Source organism: Hydrogenophilus hirschii (assembly GCF_054656675.1).
The window spans coordinates 46527-70954 of sequence record NZ_BAAHXQ010000001.1 but is presented as its reverse complement, the minus strand read 5'-3'; the positions used below and the strand labels follow the sequence as shown (position 1 = coordinate 70954).

The window sequence follows — 24428 nt, the reverse complement described above, 5'->3', positions numbered from 1 at the left end:
CTATGCGCGCGGTGCTCGACACCAACACCGCGCTCGCGCTCTGGTGGTTCGAAGATCCGCAATTGGCGCCGCTCGCCGCCGCAATCGCCGCGCAGCGGCTGCGCCCCATCGCAAGCCCGCCCCTCGTTGCCGAGTGGCGGGCGATTTTACTTCGTCTGAACGCTCACGGCACCACCGCAGCCGAATCGGCAACGGCGCCCGAGTACGCTCGCGCACCGACCGTTTCACAAGCACCACTCAGCCTCCGTGGCCAACAGGCGCAGGCGCAATTTGCGCAGTGGGTTCGCCTGGTCGACCACCCCGACGCACGGTGGCTTGCCACCGCCGATCTTCCCTGCTGCCGTGACCCCGAAGACCAGAAATTTCTCGAATGTGCGGGGTTTCACCAAGTCACCTGGTTGATCACCCGCGACAAGGCGCTGCTGCGCCTTGCGCGCCGACTCAAACCTGGCACCGCACCACTGACGATCGTCACGCCGGAGGCGTGGTGTCGGGGTGACCGGAATCGCTAAAATCTGCCCATGCGTATTGAGTTCGATCCTGTCAAGCGTGCCAAAACGCTCATCGAGCGCGGTCTTGATTTTGCCCGCGCTGCCGAAGTGTTTGCCGGACACCATTTCACAGCGGAAGACCTGCGGGAAAACTATGGGGAAAGGCGCTATATTACCGTTGGGAAACTCGATGGAAGAATGGTTGTCATGGTATGGACGCCTCGTGGCGAAGCACGTCGCATCATCAGCATGAGGAAAGCCAATGAGCGAGAACAAAAACGCTATGCAGCCCGTTTGGGTTGACCCTGACGATGCACCAGAACTCACCGACGCGTTTTTTGAACGCGCTGACGAATATATCGGTGACAGGCTGATTCATCGCGGTCGGGATCGATCGGAATCACAACAAGTAGCCGTCACGGTCCTTTTTGATGCCGAAGTGGTGCGTGCATTCCAAACCACCGGCAAAGACTGGCAAGCACGAATGAATGCCGCGCTCAAGGATTGGTTGAAAACGCACTCTCCTGCCTGAGAGGGAGCCTCGTACCAACCGTTACGAAACCTGAGCGCGATACCCCTCCGGATTCTGCATCTGCCACCGCCAGGCGTCGCAGCACATCTCGGTAAGCGACCGTTTCGCTGTCCACCCCAACTCGGCGCGCGCTTTACTGGGGTCGGCCCAACACGCGGCGACATCACCGGAACGACGATCGACGATTTCGTACGGCACCGCGCGACCGCTCGCCGCCTCGAACGCGTGCACCAACTCCAACACCGAAACGCCGCGTCCGGTGCCCAAATTGAACGCCGCACACTGCGGTGGTGCTTCGGGTTCGAGCAGCCAGCGCAGCGCCGCCAAATGGCCTTCCGCCAGATCCATCACGTGGAGATAGTCGCGCACGCCGGTGCCGTCCGAAGTGGGATAGTCGTTGCCAAAGACCCGCAATTTCGGTAATTTGCCGACCGCCACCTGGGTGATGTACGGCATCAGGTTGTTGGGAATATCGGCGGGATCCTCACCGATCAGACCCGACGGATGCGCGCCAACCGGATTGAAGTAGCGCAGAATCGCGATGTGCCACGTGGGGTCGGCACGAAAAGCGTCGCGCAACATCTCTTCGATGATGAGCTTGGTCCGCCCGTAGGGGTTGGTGGCCGAAAGCGGATGGTCTTCGGTGAGCGGCAACCGTTGCGGTTCACCATAGACGGTTGCCGACGAGCTGAACACAAGGCGCGAAACCCGCGCTGCCTGCATCGCTTCCAACAGCCGCAGCGTCCCGACCACGTTGTGGTCGTAGTAGACAAGCGGCTTCGCGACCGACTCACCCACCGCTTTTTTGCCGGCAAAGTGGATCACCGCGTCGGGCGCATAGTGCGCAAACGCGGCATCCAACGCGGCACGGTCGCGCACGTCGCCTTCCACCACGGGCACCGCTTTACCGGTGATGCGCGCCACGCGCCGCAGCGCCTCGGGATGGCTGTTGCTGAAATTGTCATAGACGACCACCTCGAACCCGGCTTCCAGCAACACCACTGCCGTATGTGACCCGATGTAGCCGGCTCCACCGGTGACCAAGATTACTGGCATCTCCGCTTCCTTTCTTCCCCTTTCATTCGGCCAGAATACCAGAATTGATCGGTGCGCAATCCCTCTCTTCACCAACCAATGCTGATGCCTCTTTTTTCCGCTACACTACGCGCCGTCTTTCGATGCGACGAACGGCAATGCAGATCCCTTCCCTACTGCTTTGGCTCGACTATTTCGGCGTCGTGGTGTTCGCTACTTCCGGCGCGATCGTCGCCGCGCACAAACGGCTCGACCCCGTTGGCCTGATGCTTGCTGCAACCGTTACCGGCATCGGCGGCGGAACGCTACGCGATCTCTTGCTCGACCGCCCCGTCTTCTGGTTGGCGGCTTGGCAATACGTGGCACTCACCGCGGGCACGGCACTCTTCCTCTATGCGCTGGGCTGGTTCGCCCCCCGCTTTTCGCGCTGGCTCACCGCGAATCGTGCGCTCGACTGGTTAGACGCGATCGGCCTTTCAGTCTTCTGTTTGATCGGTGCGCAGGCAGCGCTCGACGCAGGCGCAAACGGTTTCATCGCGGTGATCATGGGCGTCATGACCGCGAGCTTTGGCGGCCTCATCCGCGACATCATCTGCAACGAAATCCCGATGATCCTCCACCGCGAAATCTACGCCACTGCAGCCGCCGCCGGAGCGGCGGCGTTCGTGCTCACCGAAGGGTGGCTGACGCACGAAATGGCGCTCATGATCGGTGCGGCGGTCGCATTTTCGTTGCGCGCGATGGGGATCGTGCGGGGCTGGCACCTGCCGGCGTATCCAACGCTGCCTGAGTAACCCGCGGACGAATCGATGAAGTACGCCCCTCAGGTCGTCGTGATCGGCTCCTCGACTTGGATGGGCACAGACGGCGCCGCTGGGCTCAAAGCAATGCACGACGCCGGAGCCCACACGATCGTCCAAGACGAAGCAAGTTGCGTCGTTTTCGGCATGCCCAAAGCGGCGATCGCGTTGGGCGGCGTCGACGAGGTTCTGCCACCCGCAGCGATCGCGCAGCGGATCATTCGAACTCGAGAATGATCTCATCGACCGCGAGGCTCGCGCCCGGCGCAGCGTGGATCGCTTTGACGATCCCGTCGCGTTCGGCGCGCAGGATGTTCTCCATTTTCATCGCTTCGATCACCACGAGCCGTTCGCCCGCCTTCACCGCCTGCCCGACCGCAACGGCCACTTCGCGCAGCAGCCCCGGCATCGGCGAGAGGAGGTATTTGCTCAGGTCGGGAGCCTCTTTCACCGGCATGTGGGCGTAGAGCGGTGCGGCGTGCGCCGGCAGGACCAGCGCGCGCAATTGGCTGCCGCGGTGGTGCACCCGGTACCAGACCCCCTCCCGCTCGACCTGAAGCACCAGCTTTTCGTCCGCGACGGTGACGGTCAGGCGAATCGAGCCGAAACGCCAATTCGGGTCGAAGTCGATCTCGACGCTGCGTTCGCCGGAACGGACCGCGTAGCGGTTGGGCGTGAGCGCTTCGACCTCGGCCGACGTTCCAAAAGTCAACGCGCGGGGATCCTCACCCGCCTTCACCGTTTCGGCGCGGCGCGCTTCGTCGCGTTCGTCGAACACCACATATTGGCGTGGCGCAGCATACGGGCGGAGGGTACCGCGCGCCGCAGCGTTTTGGTTTGCCGCGACCTCGTACCACGCACCAGCCGGACGCCCGGGCCGCATCTCACCGGCGCGCGCTTCTTCGCGGTAGGTGAGCGCCGCACAGATGAGCTTGAGGAGCAGCGGGTCTTCGTGCGGGACTGCGTCGGCAGAGAAGCCGTCCGGGAACTCCTCCGCAATGAACGCGGTGGTGAGCCGCCCGGCGCGAAAACGAGGGTGCTGCATGAGCGCTGCCTGAAACGGAATGTTGGACGCAATGCCGCGGATCACGAAACCATCGAGGGCCTCTTGCATCCGGGCGATCGCTTCGTCCCGTGTCGCGCCGTGGGTGATGAGCTTGGCGATCATCGAGTCGTAGTGCATCGAGATCTCGCCCCCCTCATAGACGCCGGTGTCGACGCGAACCGCGCCGGGCACCTCTTCCGGTGGCTGGAACGTCACCAGCCGGCCGGTAGAGGGGAGAAAGCCGCGGAAGGGGTCTTCGGCGTTGATCCGGCACTCGATCGCCCAGCCGCGAATCGCCAAATCCTCTTGCCGAATCGAGAGCGGTTCGCCCGCCGCAACCCGGATCATCTGTTCGACGAGGTCGAGGCCGGTGATCATTTCGGTAACCGGGTGCTCCACCTGCAACCGGGTGTTCATCTCCAAGAAGTAGAACGAGCGATCCTTGCCGACCACGAATTCGACGGTACCCGCCGACTGGTACCCGACGGCGCGAGCGAGCGCCACTGCCTGTTCGCCCATCGCCCGGCGCATCTCCGGGGTGACGAAGGGGCTTGGGGCCTCTTCGACCACCTTCTGGTGGCGGCGCTGGATCGAGCATTCGCGTTCGAAGAGATAGACGATGTTCCCGTGCGCATCGCCCAGCACCTGGATTTCGATGTGGCGCGGCTCTTCGACGAACTTTTCGATGAAGACGCGGTCGTCGCCAAACGCGTTGCGCGCTTCGTTGCGGCACGATTCGAACCCTTCGCGGCATTCGTCGTCGTTCCTGGCCACCCGCAGCCCTTTGCCACCGCCACCGGCTGACGCCTTGATCATCACCGGGTAGCCGATCTCGCGCGCGATCGCAACCGCCGCGTTTGCCGATTCCACCGGGTCGGTATAGCCCGGAATGGTATTGACACCGGCCTGTTGCGCCAGTTTTTTCGACGCGATCTTGTCCCCCATCGCGGCAATCGCCGCCGGTTTCGGCCCGATGAAGACGATGCCGTTGGCTTCCAGCATTTCGGCAAAGGCTTCGTTTTCCGAGAGAAACCCATACCCCGGATGCACCGCTTCAGCACCGGTTTGGCGGCACGCATCGAGAATCTTTTCCGCACGCAGGTAGGAATCTCGTGCGGGTGCGGGTCCGATGCAGACCGCTTCGTCGGCCATTTCCACATGCAGGGCGCGCGCGTCGGCTTCGGAATAGACCGCGACGGTCTGGATGCCCATCTTGCGGGCGGTTTTGATCACGCGGCAAGCGATCTCGCCACGGTTGGCAATGAGGATTTTGCGAAACATCGTCTTCCCCCGAATTCGGTTAGAGCGGCATCGTGTTGTGTTTGCGCCACGGGTTTTCGAGCACTTTTGTCTCGAGCATCGCCAGCGCCCGGCTGATGCGGGCGCGCGTGGCGTGTGGCATGATCACGTCGTCGATGAAGCCGCGGTGCGCCGCAACGAACGGATTGGCGAATTTCGCTTTGTATTCCGCTTCGCGCGCCGCGATCCGTTCCGGATCGTTTTTCTCGGAACGGAAGATGATCTCCACCGCCCCTTTCGGCCCCATCACCGCGATCTCCGCAGTGGGCCAAGCCAGGTTCACGTCGCCTCTCAGGTGCTTCGACGCCATCACGTCGTACGCCCCACCGTAGGCTTTGCGGGTGATCACGGTCACCTTGGGCACCGTCGCTTCGGCATAGGCGAAAAGAAGTTTCGCGCCGTGCTTGATGATGCCGCCATACTCCTGCGCGGTCCCGGGCAGGAACCCGGGTACGTCGACGAAGGTGACGATCGGAATATGGAATGCGTCGCAGAAACGGACAAACCGCGCCGCCTTGATCGAACTCTTGATGTCGAGGCACCCCGCGAGCACCATCGGCTGATTCGCCACTACGCCAACCGTCTGCCCATTGATGCGGCCAAAGCCGATGATGATGTTTTTCGCATAATCGGGCTGCAGCTCGAAGAAGTCCCCCTCGTCGACCACCTTGACGATGAGCTCTTTCATGTCGTAGGGCTGGTTGGGGTTTTCCGGCACCAAGGTGTCGAGCGAATCGTCGCGCCGTTCCGGATCGTCCTGCGTTGTCCGTACCGGCGCTTTTTCGCGGTTGTTGAGCGGAAGGAAATCGAAAAAGCGGCGCAGTTGCAACAGCGCTTCGATGTCGTTTTCGAACGCCGCGTCGGCAACGCCCGATTTGGTGGTGTGGGTCACCGCGCCACCGAGCTCTTCTGCGGTTACCTCTTCATGGGTCACCGTCTTGACGACGTCAGGGCCGGTAACGAACATATAGGAAGTATCCTTGACCATGAAGATGAAATCGGTCATCGCCGGGCTATAGACCGCCCCTCCCGCACAGGGCCCCATGATGAGGGAAATCTGCGGGATGACGCCAGACGCAAGCACGTTGCGCTGGAAGACCTCGGCATAGCCGCCCAACGAGGCGACCCCCTCCTGAATGCGCGCCCCGCCCGAATCGTTGAGGCCGATCACCGGCGCGCCCACTTTCATCGCCTGATCCATGATTTTGCAGATCTTTTCGGCGTGCGCCTCCGAAAGCGAACCGCCGTACACGGTGAAATCTTGGCTGAAGACAAACACGAGCCGCCCGTGGATCGTGCCGTAACCGGTGACCACGCCGTCGCCTGGGACATGTTCGGCATCCATGCCGAAATCGGTGCACCGGTGCTCTTTGAACATATCCCACTCTTCGAAGCTGCCAGGATCGAGCAGCAGCGTAAGGCGCTCGCGCGCGGTCAATTTGCCTTTCTTATGTTGCGCGGCGATCCGTTTTTCGCCACCACCCAGAAGCGCCTGTTGGCGCTTCGCTTCCAGTTGTTCCAGAATCGCTTGCATGAAGCGTCACTCCTTGTGTTGTCTCATTCGATCGACACCGGCTGCCGCCAACAATTGGCGCGCCGCCCAAATCGGCGCGCTCCTGCCCGCGGCCACCGCTACTTCCACATCGGGAAGCGCTGCGCGCACGTTGGGATGCGCCCGAAACCACCGTTTGAGTTCGGCGTCGATCGCCTCCCACAACCAGGCCTGCGCTTGCCGCTGCCGTTTTGCCGCTAACCGCCCGTCGTCGGCGAGCATTTGCCACAACCGCATCACGGTCTCCCAAAATTCCGCTACCCCTTCTCCGGTGCGTGCCGACGTGAGCAACACGGGTACCCGCCAATCGGGGTAAGTGGGGCGCATCAGGTGCAGCGCCACTTCGAGCTGGCTTTTCGCGCGCGCTGCCGCTTTCGCATCGACGTCGGCCTTGTTCACGGCGATCACGTCGGCGAGCTCCATGATCCCCTTCTTGATCCCCTGCAATTCGTCGCCCGCATTGGGCAATTGCAGGAGCGCAAAGACGTCGGTCATGTTGGCAACGGCGGTCTCGCTCTGACCGACGCCGACGGTTTCGACGATCACCACGTCGTAGCCGGCCGCTTCGACCACCAGGATCGCTTCACGGGTGCGTTCCGCGACCCCCCCCAGCGACTGCCCGGCGGGACTCGGGCGGATGAACGCCCGCGGGTCTTGGCTCAACCGCTCCATCCGGGTTTTGTCGCCCAAGATCGACCCACCCGAAACGCTGGAGCTGGGGTCAACCGCCAGCACCGCTACGCGATGCCCAGCCTCGATGAGGTGCAAACCCAGCGCTTCGATGAAGGTCGACTTCCCCACCCCCGGGACGCCCGAAATGCCCAACCGCACGGCATGGCCCGCGTGCGGGAGCAAGACCTGAATGAGCTGCTCCGCGCGTGCCCGATGGTCCGGGCGCTGCGATTCGATCAACGTGATCGTTTTCGCCAGCGCGCGCAATTCCCCACGCAGCACACCGTCGTAGAGCCGCTGGTCGGCATCGGAGCGAAGCGCTTGCGCAACTGAGACGGGCTGCGCCGCCACTGCTGCCGTTTCCGAAAGCATCATGACGATCACGCGTCGCGGCTGCGGTCCAACGCACGCGCTGCGCGAATTTCCGCGAGCACCCGCTTTGCCGCTTCCGGAATGGGCGTACCTGGGCCAAAGATCGCTTTCGCCCCGGCCTCATAGAGGAAGGGGTAATCGGGCTCCGGAATCACGCCGCCCACGAAGACGACGATATCGTCGGCACCCAGCGCCTTGAGCGCTTCGATGAGCGCCGGCACGAGCGTTTTGTGGCCCGCTGCCAAGGTACTGACCCCGATTGCGTGGACATCGTTCTCCACCGCGTGACGCGCCGCCTCTTCCGGGGTTTGGAACATCGGGCCGATGTCGATGTCGAACCCCAGGTCGGCAAACGCAGACGCCACCACTTTGGCGCCGCGGTCGTGGCCGTCTTGCCCCAGTTTGGCGATCATCACGCGCGGCCGCCGCCCCTCTTCGGCAACGAACGCTTCGATCTCCCGCTGCAACGCCTGCCACTCCGGCATCTGCTCCGCCACTTGACTGTAGACTCCCGAAACCGCTTGTGGGTTGGCATGATACCGCCCCCACACCGCTTCCAGCGCATCCGAAACCTCTCCGACGGTGGCGCGGGCGCGAATCGCTTCGACCGCAAGCGCCAAGAGGTTTCCTTCGCCCGTTCGCGCACATTCGGTGAGCGCCGCCAACGCCGCCTGTACCCGGGCGTTGTCGCGCGTGGCACGCAACTGCTGCAAGCGAGCGATCTGCTTTTCCCGCACCGCGCGGTTGTCGATTTCGAGCACTTCGACCGGATGGTCCTCCTTTTCCAAGCGGTATTTGTTCACACCGACAATGGCATCGAGCCCGGCGTCGATCCGCGCCTGCTTCGCCGCGGCGCACTCCTCTACTTTCATCTTCGCCCAGCCAGACGCCACCGCTTCGGTCATCCCGCCCATCGCCTCGATCTCTTGGATGAGCGCCCACGCTTTGTCGATCATCTCCTGCGTGAGCGACTCCATGAAGTAGGAGCCGCCCCACGGATCGATCACGTTGGTGATGTGGGTCTCTTCTTGCAAGATGATCTGCGTGTTGCGCGCGATCCGTGCGGAAAATTCCGTGGGCAGCGCGATCGCCTCATCCAGCGCGTTGGTGTGCAACGACTGTGTACCGCCGAAGACTGCCGCCATCGCTTCGATGGTGGTGCGAATGATGTTGTTGTACGGATCCTGCGCGGTGAGCGACCAACCCGACGTCTGACAGTGGGTGCGCAACATCATCGACCGCGGATGCTTCGCGCCGAAACCCTTCATGATCCGCCACCAGAGGTAGCGCGCAGCGCGCAGCTTCGCGATCTCCAGATAGAAGTTCATTCCGATCGCGAAGAAGAACGACAGCCGCCCGGCGAATTGGTCGATGTCGAGCCCGCGCGACACTGCCGCGCGCACGTACTCCATCCCGTCGGCCAGGGTGAAAGCGAGCTCCGTTGCCTGATCTGCCCCCGCCTCCTGGATGTGGTAACCGGAGATCGAAATCGAATTGAACTTCGGCATGTGCTCGGCGGTATAAGCGATGATGTCCGCGACGATCCGCATCGACGGCTCAGGCGGATAGATGTAGGTGTTGCGCACCATGAACTCTTTGAGGATGTCGTTTTGGATCGTCCCGGAGAGCTGATCCTGCCGCACCCCTTGCTCTTCGGCCGCGACGATGTACCCGGCCAGGATCGGCAGAACCGCGCCGTTCATCGTCATCGAAACCGACACCTTGTCGAGCGGGATGCCGTCGAAAAGGATCTTCATATCCTCGACCGAATCGATCGCCACGCCGGCTTTCCCCACGTCCCCCACGACGCGCGGATTATCCGAGTCGTAACCGCGGTGGGTCGGCAGGTCGAACGCAACCGAAATCCCTTGCCCCCCGGCGGCAAGCGCTTTTTTGTAGAACGCGTTCGACTCCTCCGCGGTGGAAAAGCCGGCGTACTGCCGGATCGTCCACGGCTTTACCGTGTACATCGTCGGCTGCGGCCCGCGGATGAACGGCTCGAAACCGGGCAACGTATCGGCATGGGGCAAGCGATCGAGGTCAGCGCGCGTGTAGAGCGGTCGCACCGCTATCCCTTCCGGCGTATGCCACACGAGACTGTCCAATCCGGCGTCCGGGTTCTGCTTCTTGACCTGTTTTTCCGCGGCTTTCGCCCAGTCCGCAAAGGTGACTTTAGGATATTCGGGCGCGTTTTCGAAGTCGATCGACAACCGCTCGCGCTGTGCTTTCATCTTCCTGGCTCCCTGGTCTTGGCCCGTGACGGGCAATTATAATTCATAATTACGCTATGATGATCACCGCACCATTTGATAGATGGCCCACAGCCAGGGGACGATGATGGCATTTGCCAAAGTCGCCAACGCCATGGCCAACCCACTGAATGCACCCATACGGGCATCGATTTGGAATGCGCGCGCCGTACCGATGCCGTGGGCAACCGTACCCAGGACAAACCCCGCAAACGTGGGGTCCTTCACGCCGCTCAGTTTGAGCAACGGCGGTCCGATCATCGCACCCAAGATCCCGGTCGTGACCACCAACGCAGCAGTCAACGAAGGAATACCCCCCAAGGATTCGGCAATTGCCATCGCCACCGGGCTCGTCGTCGATTTCGGCGCCAGCGAAACCAAAGCCACCTCTTCCAGACCCAACAAGCCGCCCAAAACGAGGGCACTTCCCGCTGCCACGACCACCCCAACACACAAGGCACAAGAGAGGAGCAACCAATGACGGCGCAACAAAGGCATCTGCTCCGCAAGCGAAACGCCCAATGCCACCGTGGCGGGGCCCAAAAGAAAATGGATGAACTGAGCACCTGCGAAATATTCGCGGTAGGGCACCTGCACTGCGGCCAAAACCGCGATCAACAACAAAACGGCGATCGCAACGGGATTGGCCAACGGATGATCCCGTGCCAAACGCGAGACACGCAGCGCCACCAAATAGGCGGCCAAGGTCGCGGTCAGCCACGACAACGGCGATGCGGCCAGATAGACCCAGAGATCGGAGATAACAGCAGGCATCATCGCTTCCTTTCGTCCGCCACAAAATACGTCCCCACGCGAATGACCGCCGCGCACGCCAACAAACCAAAAACCGTGCTCAACACCAACACCAGCAACAGCTTCCAGCCGACCGCAAGCAGCATTTCGCCATGCACCATCAAACCGACCCCTGCGGGAACGAACAGCAAGGAAAGATGGGAGAGCAGCCCCGCGGCAACCGGTTTGACCGACTGGAACCATCGTGCCCGGTAGCTGAACAACAAAGCCAGAAACGCCATTCCCAACACCGGACCAGGCACAGGAAGATGAAGGAGACGAACGATGACCTCACCCAGCAGCTGAAGGGCAAACAACCAGAAAAAAGCGAGCAACATCACCCTTTCTCCGTACGTACCGCATGATAAGATACACCAACATGAACGATACCCTACCCATCACCCGCAAGGCCCTCTATCAAGAAGTTGCCGACCGACTGCGGCAGCGCATCTTTCGCCATGAATTGGCGCCGGGACAGTGGATCGACGAACAAGTGATCGCAGCCGAATTGGGCATCTCGCGCACCCCGGTGCGGGAAGCGCTCAAAGTGCTGGCTGCAGAGGGTCTCGTCACCCTCGCTCCGCGCCGCGGTTCGTTCGTCACCCAGATTTCCGACAAAGATCTCGACGACATCTTCTCGGTGTTGATCCTCTTGGAAGGCCACGCGGCGCGGCTTGCCGCCGAACGCATCGACGAAAGAGCCAAAGCGCGCCTGAAGCAACTGCACGAACAGCTCGAAGCGGCCTTTCGCGCGCAAGACATCGACGGCTTTTTCGACGCCAACCAGGCGTTTCACCGTGAAGTCCAACGTCTGGCCGACAACCGCTGGCTGCTTGCCACGATCGAAGACCTGCGCCAGAAGATCAAACTCTCGCGCCACCAATCGCTCTTCAGCAGTGGTCGGCTAGAACAGAGTCTGGGAGAGCACCGTGCGTTGTTGCAAGCGCTCCTTGCCGGCGACAGCGCGGCCAGCGAACGGTTGATGCGCGAACACCTCACCCATGGTCGCGCCGCGATCCAGGCTGCAGCGCGAACGGAGCCCGCAGCGCCTGCGGCAGCGCCCCTACCGGAACAGGCAAGCCCTTAGCGATGCACGGCACCGTGATACCTCAGCGTGACGCGTGCGGCGTTGCGATCGTCACGCTCGCGCACCCTAGGAAAAAGAACGCGATCAACGAAGCGATGTGGCGGCAGCTCGCCGCGCACTTTGCCGAACTCGCCAACGACGACGCGGTAGGGGCGATTGTCATCACCGGCGCAGACGGGGATTTCGCCGCAGGCGGCGACCTCAGCGAATTCCCGATCGTGCGCGCCAACCGAGCCCGCGCCGCAGCGTACCACGAAGGGGCGGTGCGTCCGGCGTTGCTTGCCATTCGCGACTGCCCAAAGCCAGTGATCGCGGCGGTGGAGGGTGCGTGCGTCGGTGGTGGGCTGGAGATCGCGCTTCTCTGTGACTGGATCGTCGCCGCAGAAAACGCCCGTTTCGGCGCACCGGTTGCGCAACTTGGCTTTGCGGTCTATCCAGGTGAAATGGAATTGATCGCGCCGCGCCTGCCCCGCGCGCTGCTCGCGCGGATGTTGTTGGAAGGGGCGTTGCTGCCGACGGCGTCGCTGGTGGCTGCTGGGGTCGTCACCGATAGCGTCGCCCCGGGTTCCGCATTGACCGTAGCCCGCGCTGCTGCCGAACGGATCGCGGCACGCCCCCACCGGGCGGTAGCCGCACACAAAGCGTGGTTGGCGCGCTTGACGCAGAATCCCGCGCCGCTGAGCGAAGAGGAGCGACAACAAGGGCTTCTCTGGGTGGACGATCCGGAGCATTGGGCGCTGTTGCGGCGGTTTTTGGGTCAAACATGAGCGCGCGTCCTTGCTACAATGGGTTTATCACCCAACCCAGGAGGAGACGCCATGACTGCCGCGCACACCGACCCGTTCGCCTGGTGGCAACAGTGGATGAAGCAAGCGCCTTCACTGCCGCTTCCCGGTTTTGCGGTACCCACGCTCGACCTCGACGAGCTCGACCGGCGCATTCGTGAATACCGCACCGTCGAGGGGTGGTTACAAATGAACCTCTCCAGCGTGCAGATGATGCGGCAGTCGCTCGAAATGCAGCGTGCCGCGGTAGCCGCGTGGCAGGAGATGAACCAGAACTGGCAACAAGCGCCAGCGCCGGAGGCAACAGCGCCATCCTCAACTGCGTCTGCCCACGCCGCCAAAGCAGCAGCGCCACAAACGACTGACACGGGCGATACGCAAACCCCGCCGATTCCTAACCCCTTCGAGCTGATGAAGGCGTGGTGGGACAACACCACCCAGGCGATGGCAAGCGCTGCAACCGGTCCCAGTGCGGACGCCGCTTCTACCACGTCCGCGCACGCGACAACTGGTGCGGATCAACAAAACGCCGAAGCAACCACCACGAAACCCACGAAACGGAAGCGGACTACGAAGCGCAAGAGCGCGCCCGCAGCGGGAACTGGGGAAAGTGGTTCAGAGGGTCGAAGCAGGTAGCGAAAAACGCTTTGGCCTCATCGATCGACAGCACGGGTGCCACGCAGCAGTCGAGCGGCACCAGCTGCTCGCGCCACGCCACTTGCGGTTTGGAACCGACCACCGCTGCGACGGCACGGTGGGTTTCGCCGCTGCGGTCGAATTGGTGCGGCACCCATTGCGGGTGATCGAGCGCTTCGCAAAAGCGCCGCCAAAATTTGGTTTCGAGCGCCCCGACAGCCAAATAGCGCCCATCGGCACAACGATAGACGGCGTAACAGGGCACTGCGCCCAGAAGTAAGCCCCGTTGCGCGGGCGGCTGGATGGCTTCTGCCAACGCAAACGGGGCGGAAGCAAGGAGCGTTTCGCACATCGGAACTTCGATGTGGCAGCCCTTCCCGGTCGCGCGCGCCTGGTGAACGGCGGCAACCAGCGCGAGCGCCGCATGCATCGCGCCAGCAAAGAGGTCGGCGATTTGCACGTTCGACCACGCCGGCGTCTCCGCACATCCGCTGGCGTTACCGTGTGGTTGGAGTAACCCGGTCCAAGCCTGGTAGGTAAGGTCGTGCCCCGCGTAGGGAGCGAGCGGCCCGTCGCTGGCAAACCCGGTGATCGAAACGATCACCAGTTGCGGATTGACCGCCCACAGCGTCTCAGGAGCGACCCCCAAACGGGCGAGCGTCCCGGGTCGAAACCCTTCGAGCACCGCGTCGCTCTTCGCCACTTCCGCCAGCAATGCGTCGCGCCCGGCGGCACTTTTGAGGTCGAGCGAAACCACCGTCTTGCCGTGGTTGAGCAGGCGATAGAACCACGAGGGCGCAGCATCCGCGGAATCCGTTGCCACACCCAACTGCGCCGCGCCGTCTCCTGTGGGCGGTTCGATCTTCACCACCTCAGCGCCCATCTGCGCAAGCCGCCACGACGCAAACGGGCCGGGCAGGAGCAGCGAAAGGTCGAGGATGCGCCAACCGGACAACCAGGGAAGTGTGTTATGCTTTTTCAATGATTCGTTCCTTTGCCGACGAAGAAACCGAAAAAGTCTGGCGTGGGACGCGATCTCGCCGTCTTCCGCCCAACATACACGAAGGGCAATGGAGCATTCGCATCAATGCGCAATGGCACCTCTGTGTCCTTTGGAACGATGGCGCCGCAGAAGCGGTCGAAGTCTGCGATTATCACTAAATGGAACACGAACGATGGAAACAAAACCGTTGCCCAACATTCACCCTGGTGAAGTGTTACAGGAAGAGTTTCTGGCGCCCTTGGGTTTGACACCGGAATGCGTGGCGCACGCCAATGGTGTCTCAGTTGAGCGACTCAATGCCATCCTATCCCGCCAAGCGCCAATTACCACCGATATTGCGCTGCGCCTAGGAAAAGCGTTCGATACATCCGCGCAATTCTGGCTCACGCTTCAGAGCCGGTACGATGAAGAAGAAGCGTTGCGGCGCGAGGGCGAAGCGCTTGCCGCTATTCCATTGCTGCTCCACTCCTGATTCGTCATCGACGATCACGCACGCGTTTCAGGAATATCGCCGCTGATCGTCGATCACCTTGCCGTCGTTGGGTAACGTCCCTGCAGGCACGAACGCGACCGAGCCGCGCAATTTAGTGATCTCCTTGAGCGCTACCGCCACCTGTTCCCCCAAGCCGTCAGGCACGGCTCCCGCGGTCTCACACTGCAGCGTCATCTCGTCTTTGAGGTCTGGGTTGGTGACGACCAGCCGCGCACGGGTGATTTCCGGGAAGCGGCGCACCACCTGCTGCACCTGCGCCGGATGGACGAACATCCCGCGGATTTTTGCGGTCTGGTCGGCGCGCCCCAGCCACCCCTTGAGGCGCATGTTGGTCCGCCCGCACGGTGACCGGCCGGGAATGACCGCAGAGAGATCGCCGGTACCAAAGCGGATCAGCGGATAGGTGGGGTTGAGCGTAGTGACGACCACCTCTCCCACCTCACCTTCGGGCACCGGCTCGTTCGTACCCGGACGGACGATTTCGACGATGAGATCCTCACCCACCACCAGCCCCGCACGCGCCGCCGTCTCGTACGCGATCAGCCCGATATCGGCGGTGGCGTATGCTTGGTACGCGTCGACCCCAGCGGCGGCGAGCTCCTGTTGCAACGCGGGCGGGAATGCCTCACCGGAGACGAGCGCTTTGCGGAAGGTGCATGGCACGCCCGTCGCTTCGCACTTTTCGCGCAGAATCCGCAGGAACGACGGCGTACCCGTGTACGCGTTGGGCTGCAGGTCGGCAATCGCTTGTACCTGCAGTTCGGTTTGTCCGACTCCAGCCGGAAAGACGGTGCAGCCGATTGCGTGCGCCGCGGTCTCCATCATGCTGCCCGCGGGTGTCATGTGGTACGCAAAGGTGTTGTGCACCAAATCCCCTTCACGAAACCCAGCCGCCCAAAGGGCGCGCGCCAACCGGTAGTAATCGGGTTGAGGCCCTTCGGGTTCGTAGATCGGGCCCGGTGACGCGAAGACCCGCAGACACGACCGCCCCCACTGCACCGCGGCGAATCCGCCAAACGGGCGCGCCGCCTTCTGCCGCTCCAACAGTTCGGACTTACGCACCACCGGCAACTGCGCAAGCGCCGCCCGGTCGGTGACCGCCTGCGGGTCGACATCGGCAAGAACCATGGCAAACGCGGGCGCGTGCGCTTTGGCATGCGCCAATTGCGCGGGTAGGCGCGCAAACAGGTCGCGTTCGCGCTGCTCCGGATCCCAGGTTTCCCGATCGTCGAAATAAAGGGGGCTGTGGTTTGCGGTCATCGCACCGATCCTTTGCTTTTATGCCAGCCAGCGCTTACGGCGGCGATAGTGTTTCACGTCGCGGAAGCTCTTTCGGCCTTCGCCGGAAAGCCCCAGGTAAAACTCTTTCACGTCTTCGTTTTCACGCAACTCTTCGGCGGTGCCTTCCATCACCACCCGCCCGTTTTCCAAGATGTAGCCGAATTGCGCATAGCGAAGCGCAACCATCGTGTTCTGTTCGGCCAAGAGAAAACTCACCTTCTCTTTGGTGTTGAGATCTTGGACGATCTCGAAAATCTCTTCGACAATTTGCGGCGCCAACCCCATCGACGGTTCGTCGAGCAGAATCAGCTGTGGTCGTGCCATGAGCGCACGCCCGATCGCGCACATCTGCTGTTCGCCTCCAGAGGTGTAGCCCGCTTGTGATTTCCGCCGCTCTTTCAACCGTGGGAAATAGTGATAGACCCGCTCCAGGTCTTCGGCGAGCTCGCGGCGCGAAACCTTGCGGGTATAGGCGCCGGTGAGCAAATTTTCTTCGATGGTCAGGTGCGCAAAGCAGTGGCGCCCTTCCATCACCTGGATCACGCCGCGGCGTACCAGTTCGTTGGGGGTGAGTTGATCGACTCGCTCGCCCATGAACTCCACCGAACCTTTGGTGACATCACCCCGTTCGGCACGCAACAGATTCGAAATGGTCTTGAGCGTCGTCGATTTGCCCGCTCCGTTTGCGCCCAAGAGGGCGACGATACCGCCTTTGGGCACCTCGAGCGACACCCCTTTGAGCACCAGGATCACGTGGTCGTAGATCACCTCGACGTTATTGACCACCAGGTAGGGCGCTGCGGCGGCCTGCGCCGCCGCGGCACCCGAGGCCGCGGCGTGATTCATCATCAACCCTCCTTGCTGCAATCACGCGGCGTGATGCCTTTTTCTTGCGCGTACTTCGCAGCCGACTCTTCCACGAGCTGGCGTACCAGCACGCGGTCCGGCACGATCCAGTCGCTGATCATCTTCCACTTGCTGCCGTCCCACTGCTGGAATTTCACCAGCCCAGCCCCTTCGTGGTCCATGCAAGAGGTCTGCATCACCGGCAAGAAACCATCCGCGCCCAACTGCTTCAGCCGTTCCGGCGTGAAGTTCAGATGCTCGAGCGCCCAACGGATCTCTTCGCCCGTGACCGGCCGCCCTTTCTTGTTGAAGTGCTCTTGCGCCAGGCGTACCGCTTCCACGTAGATGATGCCGTGCACCACGCCGCGGTTGTAGTAGACGCTGCCGACCCGCTTGGGATCGAGGTTGCCTTTCCCTTTGGCATAGACATACTTCTTGATATCCTGAATCACCGGATACTGGTCACCCACAGCGTTGAACCCAGCGGCGATGTAACCGGTCGACGCGTTGCCCGCCGGAATCACGTCCTCTTCCGCGCCAGCCCACCAGACGCCGATGATCTTGTCGATGGGGAAACCCGTCCGTTTCGCGGTGGAGAGCGCGGTCGGGTTCATCACCCCCCAACCCCAGAGGATCACGAAGTCAGGCCGAATTTGGCGGATTTGGAGCCACTGCGACTGCTGCTCGTTCCCGGGGTGCGCGACCGGGATCAGCTCGAGCTCAAAGCCCCACTTCTGCGACAAGCGCTTGAGCACTTCGTGCGGCTCTTTCCCGTATGCCGAGTCGTGGTAGAGCAGCACGATCTTCTTGCCTTTGAGCTGGTCCATCGAGCCGAGCTTCTCTTTACCGATGAAATTGATCATCGCCGAAGCCTGCGACCAGTAGTGGGTCACGAGCGGGAAGACCCACGGGAAGACCCGCCCATCGGCAGCGTCGGAGCGGCCGTAGCCGATGGTCACCAGCGGAATCTTGTCCTGCGCGACGCGATCGAGCACCGAATAGGTGATCCCGGTGGAAAGCGGTGAGAAGAAGATGTTGCCTTTGGCCTTGAACCGCTCGTAGCACTCGACGCCACGCGCGTTGTTGTATTCGGTTTCACACTCTTCCCAAACGAGCTTGACGCCATTCACCCCGCCGTCGCGCTCGTTGATCATCTGCATGTAGTCGATCCAGCCGCCGTAAATCCCAGACCCCCCCGCGGCGTACGCGCCAACGCGGTAGCTGGGTAGCCCCATGTACTGCTCTGCAGAGAGCGCTTGCCCGACACCGCTGCCCATAAGGCCGGCAACTGCCAGCGCGACCATCGCGCTTTTCTTCCATTTGCTGCGCATGCGCATCATCTTCTGTCTCCTTTACCACCTACACACACAATGCCCGACCCCAGCGGGGCCGAACCCGAAAAACCCATTTTAGTGAGGGAATGGCCAAATCCGCAACTTCTCTTTGCCAATCTGCCACAGCCGCGCCAACCCGTGCGGTTCGACGATCAAGAAGAAGATGATCAGCCCACCGAAAATCATCAGTTCGACGTTGGACGCAAACGCGGGCGGCAGCGAATCCCCGAACAGGGCGTGAAAGAGTTGGTTGAGAAAGATCGGCAACAGGGTGATGAACGCGGCCCCCAAGAAGGATCCCAACACGGTTCCCACCCCGCCGATGATGATCATGAAGAGGATCTTGAACGACAGGTCGAGGTTGAACGCTTCCGGTTCGACCGTTCCCAAGTAGGTATAGGCGTAAATCGCACCCGCAACGCCGCAGTAGAACGAGCTGATCGCAAACGCCTGCAGTTTCGTCTTCATCAGCGGAATGCCGATCACCTCAGCGGCGACGTCCATATCCCGCACCGCCATCCACGCGCGACCGGTGTGGGTCCGCGCCATGTTTTTCGCAGCGAGCGCCAAGACCGTCACCACCGCCAGCGTGAGGAGGTACTTCTCGACCGGTTCGTCGACCGTCCACCCCAGGATGGCGATCTCCTGCGCCGTGATCACGCCGGAAGCCGAGTAGTTGGAAAACCACGGGAATTTCACCAGCACCCAGAGGATGAAAAACTGGGCCGCAAGTGTCGCCACCGCGAGGTAGAACCCTTTGATCCGCAGCGAAGGAAGACCAAACACGATACCCACGAGCGCCGCGCACACGCCGCCCAAAATCATCGCGACGAGGAACGGCATGCCGTCGATGCGCAACATGAAGTTGTAGGTAGCAAACGCCCCCACCGCCATGAACCCCGCCGCACCGAGCGACAGCTGCCCCGCGTAGCCGGTGAGGATGTTGAGTCCCAGCGCCGCAAGGGAAAAGATGAGCGCCGGCGTGATGATCGCTTGGAACCAGTATTCGCTGGCTAAGAGCGGCACCCCGACGAACGCAAAGAGTACGATTGCCGCGATCGCGATCCGATCCTGTCGGATCGGAAAGATCTGCATGTCGGCTTCGTAGCTCGCCTTGAACTGCCCTGCCTCACGATAAATCATTTGTCTCTCTCCTCACACCCTGTCGATGTGTTTTTCGCCAAAGAGCCCTTCGGGGCGAATCAACAGGAACGCCAACGCCATGATGTAGGGGAACCACGAGTCGATTCCGCCACCGACATAGGGGCCGAGGTAGACCTCGGCGAGTTTTTCCGACGCCCCGATGATCAACCCCCCGACGATCGCGCCTGGGATCGAGGTAAAGCCCCCCAGGATCAGCACCGGCAACGCCTTGAGCGCGGTGAAGGAGAGCGCGTACTGCACGCCGTTGCGCGCCCCCCAGATCAATCCGGCCACGAGCGCGACCACCCCAGCCGCGACCCAGACGATCACCCAGATGCGCTCCAACGGCACTCCGATGGACAGCGCCGCCTGGTGGTCGTCGGCAACCGCCCGCAGCGCCCGTCCGGTCTTGGTGTATTGGAAAAAGACCGTGAGCACCGCAACCAGGATTGCGGCGATCGCCGCAGCGGTGAGGTCGAATTTGGAAACCAGCATGTTCGCCGAATCGAGGAGCCACATTACCGGCTCATCGGCGATCCCGATATCCAGTCCACGCACGTTCGACCCCCAGATGAGCTGCGCCAGCCCGTCGATGAAGAAGGTGAGCCCGATCGTCGCCATGAAAAGCGTGATGAGCGGCTGGTTGACCAACCCGCGCAGCATGAAGCGCTCGATGAGGATCGCGAGCACCACCATCGCGGCGAGTGTCACGAGGAGCGACCCGAGGAACGAGGCGAACGACCCCGGCGCCCAGCCGAACCATAAGAGAAGCTTTTCGCCAACGCCGACGAAGGTAAGCGCCGCGAAATAGACCATCGCCCCCTGCGCGAAGTTGAAGACGCCGGAAGCTTTGAAGATCAACACGAAACCGAGCGCCACCAGCGCGTAGAGCATCCCGGACAACAGGCCCGCAATCAAGACTTCGAAGAAAAAGGTCACGGTTCTCTCCTTCCGCTATCAGTGGACCGCGCCAAGATAGGCTTTGATCACCTCGGGGTCGTTCTTCACTTCGTTGGGAAGGCCGTCGCCGATCTTACGTCCGTAGTCGAGCACGACGACACGGTCCGAAATGTCCATCACCACGCCCATGTCGTGTTCGATCAAGACGATGGTCGTCCCCCACTGCTCATTGACGTCGAGGATGAAGCGGCACATGTCCTGCTTCTCTTCGACGTTCATCCCCGCCATGGGCTCGTCCAACAAAAGGAGTTTCGGCTCCGCGGCAAGCGCTCGTGCCAGTTCCACGCGCTTTTGCAGGCCGTAGGGAAGCCGCCCAACCGGCACCTTACGAATGTGCTGAATCTCCAGGAAATCGATGATCTCTTCCACCCGTTTGCGGTGCGCGATTTCGTCGCGCTGCGCGGGACCCCAATAAAGCGCGTTCCACAGGAAATTGCGCTTCATCATGAGGTTACGGCCCGTCATGATGTTGTCGAGCACGGTCATCCCCTTGAAGAGCGCGATGTTCTGGAACGTCCGCGCGATTCCCTGCGCCGCCGCTTCGTGCGGGTTCATCTTGCGGCGCTCCTTGCCCATGAAGATGATCCGCCCCTCCTGCGGATGGTAGACGCCATTGATCACGTTGAGCATCGAGCTTTTTCCCGCGCCGTTGGGCCCGATGATCGAACGGATCTCCCCCTGCCGGACGTTGAAACTGATGTTGGTGAGCGCTTTCACGCCCCCGAAACTGAGGCTGATATTCTGCAGATCCAGGATTACGTCGCCGATGGTGCGCGCCATCTTCTTCTCCCGATTACGCGTCCGCGATGCGCACCGTTGCGGCAATCTTGCCGCTGCGCCCGTCTTCGAACTTCACTTCGGTCTCGATATACTGCTCGGTTACGTCGCTATAAAGCGCAGTCACGAGCGGTGCGTACTTCTCGGCGATGAACCGCCGTCGCACTTTACGGGTGCGCGTCAATTCCCCATCGTCGGCATCGAGCTCTTTGTGCAGGATCAAGAAGCGGCGGATCCGCGCCCCTTTCATCATCGGGTCGGTTTCGAGGTCGGCGTTGACCTTTGCGACGCATTCGGCGATCAACGCATAGACTTCGGGTTTCTGCGCGAGATCGGTATACCCGGAATAGGCCAACCCGCGCCGTTCCGCCCAGTTACCCACCGCGTCGAGGTCGATGTTGATGAACGCCGCGACGTAATCGCGTTCGTTGCCGAACGCCACCGCCTCTTTGATCTGCGGGAAGAACTTGAGCTTGTTCTCGATGTAGTTGGGCGCAAAGAGGGTGCCGTCGTTGAGTTTGCCGACGTCTTTCGCGCGGTCGATGATCCGCAACTGGCCATCTTCACCGATATACCCGGCGTCGCCGGTCATGAAGAAGCCCTCTTCGTCGAACGCCTCGGCGGTGGCGTCGGGGCGGCGGTAGTACGATTGCAGCGTCATCGGCCCGCGCACGCGGATTTCACCGTTCTCGGCGATCTTGATTTCGACGCCTGGCGCCGGCCGCCCCACCGCATCGAGCTTGATTTCGCCGTCGGGCTGCAAACAGACGTAGGCGCACGTCTCCGTTTGCCCGTAGAGCTGTTTGAGGTTGATCCCGATCGAGCGGAAGAATTTGAAGAGGTCCGGTCCGATCGCAGCGCCCGCGGTATAGGCCACCCGGATGCGCGACATCCCCAGGACGTTGCGCAGCGGCCCGTAGATCAACACTTCGCCCAGCGCGTAGAGCAAACGATCTTTGAGGGATACCGGACGCTTCTCCAGAATTTCGGCGCCACAGCGCCGTGCCACCGCCATGAAGTAGTCGAAGAGTTTGCGTTTGATGGCACTTGCGTCTTCCATTCGGATCATCACTTGGGTGAGCAACCCCTCGAAGATCCGTGGCGGCGCGAAGTAGTAGGTCGGCCCGATTTCGCGCAAGTCGGTCATCACGGTGTCCGACGATTCCGGACAGTTGATCGCAAACCCGGCCACCAGCGACTGAGCATACGAAAAGAGGTGGTCTCCAACCCACGCCATCGGTAGGTAGGAGAGGATCTCTTCGCGGTCGGTCAGGCGGTCGAAATGGATCCCGCCGTTTGCGGCAAAGATGAACGCGCGGTGGGTCTGGCACACCCCCTTGGGTTTGCCCGTGGTCCCGGAGGTGTAGAGCATCACCGAAACGTCGTCGGTCGAACCCTTTTCGATCTCCTTGTTCAGGAAATCGGGTTGGTTGCGGTCGTGGATCTCGCCGGCGGCGACCAGCTCGTCGAGCCCCATCAGTTGGGGCTGGTCGTAGTGCAACATCCCGCGCGGATCGTCGTAGACGATCTTCTCGAGCGAAGGGGTCGACGCCAAGGTCTCAAGGAGCTTATCCACCTGCTCTTGATCTTCGACGATCGCAACCTTGATTTCGGCGTCTTGCAAGACGAACGCGATCTCTTCCGCGATCGCGTCCTGATAGAGCATCACCGGGATGCCGCCGAGCATTTGACACGCGGCGATCGACATGTAGAGCCGCGGACGGTTGTCCCCGATGATCGCGAGCCGGTCACCGCGCCTGAACCCGAGTTCAGCCAGACCACACGCAATCGCGCGCGCGGTGCGGTAGTAGTCGGCCCAGGTGTAAGTTTGCCAAATGCCGTACTCTTTTTCCCGTACCGCGGGCTGCGCACCACGCACTTCGGCATGGTGCCGCAAAAGCCGCGGGAAGGTGTCGAGCCCGGCAGGCAGCGGAGGCGCTGCTTCGCCGCGTACGATGGTCATTGTTGTGTCTCCTCCACACGCCCGACGTTCGGTTCGGGAATTCGCTCAGAGGGAATCATCGCACGCGATTGTTACAACGGTTTTTCTGAAATGTAACGGAAATGTATCAAACGCCCAAAAACTCTTTCGGTTCCGGCAGCGGATTGTTCGGCATCGACAGCTCTTCGGGCTCGATTTGCCGTGTGAAGCCATCGAGCGAGCCGAGCAACTGGGCATCCCGTGGCGTCACGGGGTCGCTGACCAAGTACGCAACCACCAAACGGGTGAGCGCATGCAAGGCGTCGCGATGCGTGCGTTCGATGCCGTGCGACGCGTCGGCGCCGAAACCGATCAACGCTGTCCGGATGTCGTTCCCTGCCTCTACCGCTGCCGCCGAATCGGAGCGGTAGTACTTGAAGAGGTCACGGCGGTGCGGGATCGCGTTGGCTTTGGCCAAGCGGATCAATTTGTGCGACAGATGGTAGTCGAACGGTCCCGACATGTCTTGCAGACAGATCGTCACCGCATGTTCCGAGGTGTTTTGCCCAGGCGCGGCGATCGCGATATCCAGGCTTACCATCTCGGCGATGTCGCCGTGAAGCGCCGCAGAGGCACCCGAGCCGATCTCTTCCGTGATCGTCAATAAGGGATGGGCATCGACGGGTAATTCCAACCCATGATCCTGCACCGCTTTGCACGCGGTGAGCAATGCAGCGACGGCCGCTTTGTCGTCGAGATAACGCGAGACATAGTAGCCGGTGGGCGTGACTTCGGTCTGTGGGTCGAATGCGATCCAATCGCCCACCTGGATCCCGGCGGCTTCGAGCGCTTTGCCATCCTCGGCCGGGATATCGACACGCACCTCGACCTGCTCCCACCCAACCGGCTGGCTGTCGATTTCCGGCCCGAACGCGTGGCCCGATGTTTTGAGCGGCAAGCAGGTGCCACGGAATTGCCTGCCATCGTCGGTAAAGATCGTCACACGCGCCCCTTCGGAAAACCGCGCGGACCAGTGACCGATCGGCACGATCGCCAAGCGTCCGTTCGGTTTCAGTGCGCGCACCATCGCGCCCAGCGTATCGAGGTGCGCCACCACCGCACATGCCGGTTTGCGTGCTTTGCCGGTGAGCGTAGCGCGAATCGCCCCCCGGCGCGTCAATTCGTAGGGAATCCCCAGCGCGGAGAAGCGCTGCGCGGTATAACGCACCACTTCGTCGGTCAAGCCGACGGGGCTGGGGATCGCCAGCAGTTGTAAAAGGGTCTCTTCCAAGTAGGTTTCGTCGATGGTGATCACACAAGCTC

At 61.8% G+C, this 24428-nt stretch carries 26 protein-coding genes; 10 read left to right on the top strand and 16 right to left on the bottom strand.

Going from position 1 to position 24428, the window contains the following annotated elements; all coding sequences use genetic code 11:
* Positions 1–2: 2 nt before the first annotated feature.
* Genes ACYQ4Z_RS00335 through ACYQ4Z_RS00325 form a run of 3 tightly spaced genes read left to right on the top strand, consistent with a single transcriptional unit; the run spans position 3 to position 1023 of the window.
* Positions 3–512, top strand: a complete 510-nt coding sequence (locus tag ACYQ4Z_RS00335; protein WP_119334365.1) for a PIN domain-containing protein — start codon at positions 3–5, stop codon at positions 510–512.
* A 9-nt stretch (positions 513–521) separates the two neighbouring features.
* Positions 522–794, top strand: a complete 273-nt coding sequence (locus ACYQ4Z_RS00330; protein WP_285615078.1) for a BrnT family toxin — start codon at positions 522–524, stop codon at positions 792–794.
* Positions 754–1023 (top strand): BrnA antitoxin family protein, encoded by a 270-nt coding sequence (locus ACYQ4Z_RS00325; RefSeq protein WP_119334363.1) that lies wholly within the window; start codon positions 754–756, stop codon positions 1021–1023. The genes ACYQ4Z_RS00330 and ACYQ4Z_RS00325 overlap by 41 nt, the downstream gene beginning before the upstream one ends.
* A 21-nt stretch (positions 1024–1044) precedes the next feature.
* Here the strand turns inward: ACYQ4Z_RS00325 and galE are convergent, their stop codons facing one another.
* On the bottom strand, positions 1045–2079 hold the full coding sequence (gene galE / locus ACYQ4Z_RS00320; RefSeq protein ID WP_459859734.1) for a UDP-glucose 4-epimerase GalE: 1035 nt from the start codon (positions 2077–2079) through the stop codon (positions 1045–1047).
* Between the two features lie 137 nt (positions 2080–2216).
* On the opposite strand from galE, the gene ACYQ4Z_RS00315 reads away from it, so the two are divergent.
* On the top strand, positions 2217–2852 hold the full coding sequence (locus tag ACYQ4Z_RS00315) for a trimeric intracellular cation channel family protein (RefSeq protein WP_219973291.1): 636 nt from the start codon (positions 2217–2219) through the stop codon (positions 2850–2852).
* Between the two features lie 15 nt (positions 2853–2867).
* Positions 2868–3095, top strand: coding sequence for a chemotaxis protein CheB (locus ACYQ4Z_RS00310; RefSeq protein ID WP_219973290.1), 228 nt, complete (start codon positions 2868–2870; stop codon positions 3093–3095).
* On the opposite strand, the gene accC is transcribed toward ACYQ4Z_RS00310, so the two are convergent.
* The 6 genes from accC to ACYQ4Z_RS00280 all read right to left on the bottom strand — a co-directional run bounded on the left by accC (position 3076) and on the right by ACYQ4Z_RS00280 (position 11177).
* On the bottom strand, positions 3076–5184 hold the full coding sequence (accC, locus tag ACYQ4Z_RS00305) for an acetyl-CoA carboxylase biotin carboxylase subunit (protein WP_459859733.1): 2109 nt from the start codon (positions 5182–5184) through the stop codon (positions 3076–3078). The two genes, ACYQ4Z_RS00310 and accC, sit on opposite strands and share 20 nt — an antisense overlap.
* A 19-nt stretch (positions 5185–5203) precedes the next feature.
* The gene (locus ACYQ4Z_RS00300; protein WP_119334348.1) at positions 5204–6736 is read right to left on the bottom strand and encodes an acyl-CoA carboxylase subunit beta; all 1533 of its coding nucleotides are present in this window, start codon (positions 6734–6736) and stop codon (positions 5204–5206) included.
* A 6-nt stretch (positions 6737–6742) separates the two neighbouring features.
* Positions 6743–7801 (bottom strand): methylmalonyl Co-A mutase-associated GTPase MeaB, encoded by a 1059-nt coding sequence (gene meaB, locus ACYQ4Z_RS00295; protein ID WP_459859732.1) that lies wholly within the window; start codon positions 7799–7801, stop codon positions 6743–6745.
* A gap of 5 nt (positions 7802–7806) precedes the next feature.
* Positions 7807–10029 (bottom strand): methylmalonyl-CoA mutase, encoded by a 2223-nt coding sequence (gene scpA / locus ACYQ4Z_RS00290; RefSeq protein WP_219973287.1) that lies wholly within the window; start codon positions 10027–10029, stop codon positions 7807–7809.
* Between the two features lie 63 nt (positions 10030–10092).
* Positions 10093–10824 (bottom strand): LrgB family protein, encoded by a 732-nt coding sequence (locus ACYQ4Z_RS00285; RefSeq protein ID WP_217126848.1) that lies wholly within the window; start codon positions 10822–10824, stop codon positions 10093–10095.
* The gene (locus tag ACYQ4Z_RS00280) at positions 10821–11177 is read right to left on the bottom strand and encodes a CidA/LrgA family protein (protein WP_217126849.1); all 357 of its coding nucleotides are present in this window, start codon (positions 11175–11177) and stop codon (positions 10821–10823) included. The genes ACYQ4Z_RS00285 and ACYQ4Z_RS00280 overlap by 4 nt, the downstream gene beginning before the upstream one ends.
* A gap of 41 nt (positions 11178–11218) precedes the next feature.
* On the opposite strand from ACYQ4Z_RS00280, the gene ACYQ4Z_RS00275 reads away from it, so the two are divergent.
* Genes ACYQ4Z_RS00275 through ACYQ4Z_RS00265 form a run of 3 tightly spaced genes read left to right on the top strand, consistent with a single transcriptional unit; the run spans position 11219 to position 13347 of the window.
* Positions 11219–11926: a GntR family transcriptional regulator gene (locus tag ACYQ4Z_RS00275; RefSeq protein WP_219973286.1), complete on the top strand. Its 708-nt coding sequence runs from the start codon at positions 11219–11221 to the stop codon at positions 11924–11926.
* Positions 11927–11928: 2 nt separating this feature from the next.
* Entirely contained in the window at positions 11929–12693 is a 765-nt protein-coding gene (locus ACYQ4Z_RS00270) for an enoyl-CoA hydratase/isomerase family protein (RefSeq protein WP_285615111.1), read from the top strand.
* A 51-nt stretch (positions 12694–12744) separates the two neighbouring features.
* Positions 12745–13347: a PhaM family polyhydroxyalkanoate granule multifunctional regulatory protein gene (locus tag ACYQ4Z_RS00265; RefSeq protein ID WP_219973284.1), complete on the top strand. Its 603-nt coding sequence runs from the start codon at positions 12745–12747 to the stop codon at positions 13345–13347.
* Here the strand turns inward: ACYQ4Z_RS00265 and ACYQ4Z_RS00260 are convergent.
* Positions 13280–14329 carry a CaiB/BaiF CoA transferase family protein gene (locus ACYQ4Z_RS00260; protein WP_459859731.1) on the bottom strand — a complete coding sequence of 350 codons (1050 nt, stop codon included), beginning with the start codon at positions 14327–14329 and terminating at the stop codon, positions 13280–13282. The genes ACYQ4Z_RS00265 and ACYQ4Z_RS00260 overlap by 68 nt on opposite strands.
* Here ACYQ4Z_RS00260 and ACYQ4Z_RS00255 point away from each other — a divergent pair.
* Both ACYQ4Z_RS00255 and ACYQ4Z_RS00250 read left to right on the top strand, forming a co-directional pair.
* On the top strand, positions 14329–14508 hold the full coding sequence (locus ACYQ4Z_RS00255; RefSeq protein ID WP_219973282.1) for a type II toxin-antitoxin system RelE/ParE family toxin: 180 nt from the start codon (positions 14329–14331) through the stop codon (positions 14506–14508). The genes ACYQ4Z_RS00260 and ACYQ4Z_RS00255 overlap by 1 nt on opposite strands.
* 14 nt (positions 14509–14522) lie before the next feature.
* Positions 14523–14822 (top strand): HigA family addiction module antitoxin, encoded by a 300-nt coding sequence (locus ACYQ4Z_RS00250; RefSeq protein WP_459859730.1) that lies wholly within the window; start codon positions 14523–14525, stop codon positions 14820–14822.
* 27 nt (positions 14823–14849) lie between these two features.
* On the opposite strand, the gene ACYQ4Z_RS00245 is transcribed toward ACYQ4Z_RS00250, so the two are convergent.
* The 8 genes from ACYQ4Z_RS00245 to ACYQ4Z_RS00210 form a co-directional block, all read right to left on the bottom strand.
* The gene (locus ACYQ4Z_RS00245; RefSeq protein WP_459859729.1) at positions 14850–16103 is read right to left on the bottom strand and encodes a phenylacetate--CoA ligase family protein; all 1254 of its coding nucleotides are present in this window, start codon (positions 16101–16103) and stop codon (positions 14850–14852) included.
* Positions 16104–16121: 18 nt separating this feature from the next.
* A complete protein-coding gene (locus tag ACYQ4Z_RS00240) occupies positions 16122–16973 on the bottom strand; it encodes an ABC transporter ATP-binding protein (protein WP_231999995.1) in 852 nt (283 codons plus the stop codon).
* Positions 16973–18307, bottom strand: coding sequence for an ABC transporter substrate-binding protein (locus ACYQ4Z_RS00235; protein ID WP_459860449.1), 1335 nt, complete (start codon positions 18305–18307; stop codon positions 16973–16975). Before ACYQ4Z_RS00235 ends, ACYQ4Z_RS00240 begins: the two co-directional genes overlap by 1 nt.
* 72 nt (positions 18308–18379) lie before the next feature.
* Positions 18380–19447 (bottom strand): branched-chain amino acid ABC transporter permease, encoded by a 1068-nt coding sequence (locus ACYQ4Z_RS00230; protein ID WP_459859728.1) that lies wholly within the window; start codon positions 19445–19447, stop codon positions 18380–18382.
* 12 nt (positions 19448–19459) lie between these two features.
* On the bottom strand, positions 19460–20386 hold the full coding sequence (locus ACYQ4Z_RS00225) for a branched-chain amino acid ABC transporter permease (protein WP_219973277.1): 927 nt from the start codon (positions 20384–20386) through the stop codon (positions 19460–19462).
* 18 nt (positions 20387–20404) lie between these two features.
* Positions 20405–21187, bottom strand: a complete 783-nt coding sequence (locus ACYQ4Z_RS00220; RefSeq protein ID WP_119334336.1) for an ABC transporter ATP-binding protein — start codon at positions 21185–21187, stop codon at positions 20405–20407.
* 13 nt (positions 21188–21200) lie between these two features.
* Positions 21201–23147, bottom strand: coding sequence for an AMP-dependent synthetase/ligase (locus ACYQ4Z_RS00215; RefSeq protein ID WP_459859727.1), 1947 nt, complete (start codon positions 23145–23147; stop codon positions 21201–21203).
* Between the two features lie 106 nt (positions 23148–23253).
* Entirely contained in the window at positions 23254–24420 is a 1167-nt protein-coding gene (locus ACYQ4Z_RS00210; protein WP_459859726.1) for an osmoprotectant NAGGN system M42 family peptidase, read from the bottom strand.
* Positions 24421–24428 lie beyond the last annotated feature (8 nt).